The organism is Herbiconiux moechotypicola (assembly GCF_024979255.1).
GTDB classification, from domain to species: Bacteria; Actinomycetota; Actinomycetes; order Actinomycetales; family Microbacteriaceae; genus Herbiconiux; species Herbiconiux moechotypicola.
Genome location: NZ_JANLCN010000027.1, coordinates 1 through 2,132 on the forward strand (window position 1 = coordinate 1; position 2,132 = coordinate 2,132).

Here is a 2,132-nt window from a genome sequence, read left to right on the forward strand (position 1 = left end):
TGTCGGCGGCGGTTGAAAACTGGACAGTTGTGGCGGTGAAAAGTGAACACTCGACGATTGGAGAGTGATCACTTTGGAGGATTGGGCGCTGATCAGGCGGCTGGCGGCGGAGGGTGTGCCGAAGGCTCAGATCGCGGCGAGGTTGGGGATCTCGAGGACCACGGTGGTGAAGGCGGTGGCATCGGATTCACCGCCGAGGTATTCGAGATCGCCGCAGCCGAGGTCGTTCGCTGTGTTCGAAGCGCGGGTGCGGGAGATGCTCGCCGAGCATCCGGATATGCCCTCGACCGTCATCGCGGAACGGGTCGGTTGGACCGGGTCTGCTCGGTGGTTTCGGGAGAACGTCGCCCGGTTGCGGCCTGAGCAGCGACGGCCCGATCCCGCGGATCGGCTTGAGTGGGCGGCCGGCGACGCAGCCCAGTGCGATCTCTGGTTCCCGCCGAAGAAGATCCCTCTCGAAGACGGGACGACCGCGCTCCTGCCGGTGCTGGTGATCGTCGCCGCGCATTCACGGTTCATCACCGGGCGGATGCTGCCGTCTCGGAAGACCGAGGATCTGCTGCTGGGCTCGTGGGAGCTGATCCAGCAGATCGGCCGGGTGCCCAGGCGGCTGATCTGGGACAACGAGGCCGGCATCGGCCGCCGCGGCAAACTCGCCGACGGTGTCACCGCGTTCTCCGGGACGCTGGCAACTCGGATCGTGCAGTTGAAACCGTATGACCCGGAATCGAAGGGCATCGTGGAGCGGCGGAACGGGTTCTTCGAGACCTCGTTCATGCCCGGACGGACGTTCACCTCGCCGGCGGATTTCAACGCCCAGTTCGCCGCCTGGTTGCAGCTCGCGAACCGGCGGGTGGTGCGAACGATCAAGGCAGCCCCGACGGATCTGATCGGGCGGGATCAGGCGGCCATGCTGCCGCTGCCACCGATCCCGCTGCAGCTTGGGTGGCGGCACCGGATCCGGCTCGGGAAGGATTATTACGTCCGTCTCGATTCCAGCGACTACTCCGTCGACCCCACCATGATTGGCCGGATGGTCGACGTCACTGCCGACCTTGACCGCGTCAGAGTCCGTGCCGGCGGCCGGATCATCGCCGATCACGCCCGGGTCTGGGCTCGCGGACTGACAGTCACCGATCCAGCTCATGTCGAGACGGCCAAGCGTCTGCGGGAGCAGGTCCAACAGCCCCGCCCCGTTCATCCGGTGGATGATCTGACCCGGGACCTCGCTGATTACGACCGCGCGTTCGGCCTCGCCGAGGGAGCCGCCTGATGGCCACGAAGACACCCTCCGATGCGGTGAAACACATCCACTACCTCGCCACCGCGTTAAAGGCCCCCCGGATCACCGAGGCCGCGGCCCGGCTCGCGGACCAGGCCCGTGATGCGGGCTGGACCCACGAGGACTACCTCGCCGCGGTCCTCGAACGCGAGGTCTCAGCCCGGAACGCGTCCGGCGCCGAGCTCCGCATCCGAGCTGCCGGGTTCCCGGCCCGGAAGATGCTCGAGGACTTCGATTGGGACGCCCAGCCCGCCGTCCGTCAGCAGCTTGGTTCCCTCGCTTCGGGCGGCTTCCTCACCGAGGCGCGGAACGTCGTGCTCCTCGGCCCGCCCGGGACCGGGAAGACGCATCTCGCAACCGCGCTCGGGATCGTCGCGGCCCGTCACGGGCATCGGGTGTTGTTCGCGACCGCAACCGACTGGGTCACCCGACTCACCGACGCCCACCGGCAAGGCCGACTCCCGCAAGAACTGGCCCGGCTGCGTCGTTACGGGCTGGTCATCGTCGACGAGGTCGGCTACCTCCCGTTCGAGCAAGACGCCGCGAACCTGTTCTTCCAACTCGTGTCATCCCGCTACGAACATGCCTCGCTCGTGCTCACCTCGAACCTGCCCTTCTCCGGTTGGGGAGGCGTCTTCGGTGACCAAGCCGTCGCCGCCGCGATGATCGACCGCATCGTCCACCACGCCGACGTCCTCACACTCAAAGGCGCCAGCTACCGGCTCCGCGGCAGGGGCGTCGACAGTCTTCCCAGCATCAGAACCACCACCGACGATGGCCCGAACTAGACTGCCCGCAACCGTTCACTTTTCAACCGCCACAACCGTTCAGAACTGCACCGCCACCGACA

General features: G+C 66.8%; 2 protein-coding genes. Both read left to right on the forward strand.

The window, feature by feature from the left end; all coding sequences use genetic code 11:
• The first annotated feature begins 64 nt into the window (after positions 1 to 64).
• Entirely contained in the window at positions 65 to 1,273 is a 1,209-nt protein-coding gene (istA, locus tag N1031_RS20350) for an IS21 family transposase (protein WP_344445212.1), read from the forward strand.
• Positions 1,273 to 2,070: an IS21-like element helper ATPase IstB gene (gene istB / locus N1031_RS20355; RefSeq protein WP_259481786.1), complete on the forward strand. Its 798-nt coding sequence runs from the start codon at positions 1,273 to 1,275 to the stop codon at positions 2,068 to 2,070. Before istA ends, istB begins: the two co-directional genes overlap by 1 nt.
• Positions 2,071 to 2,132 lie beyond the last annotated feature (62 nt).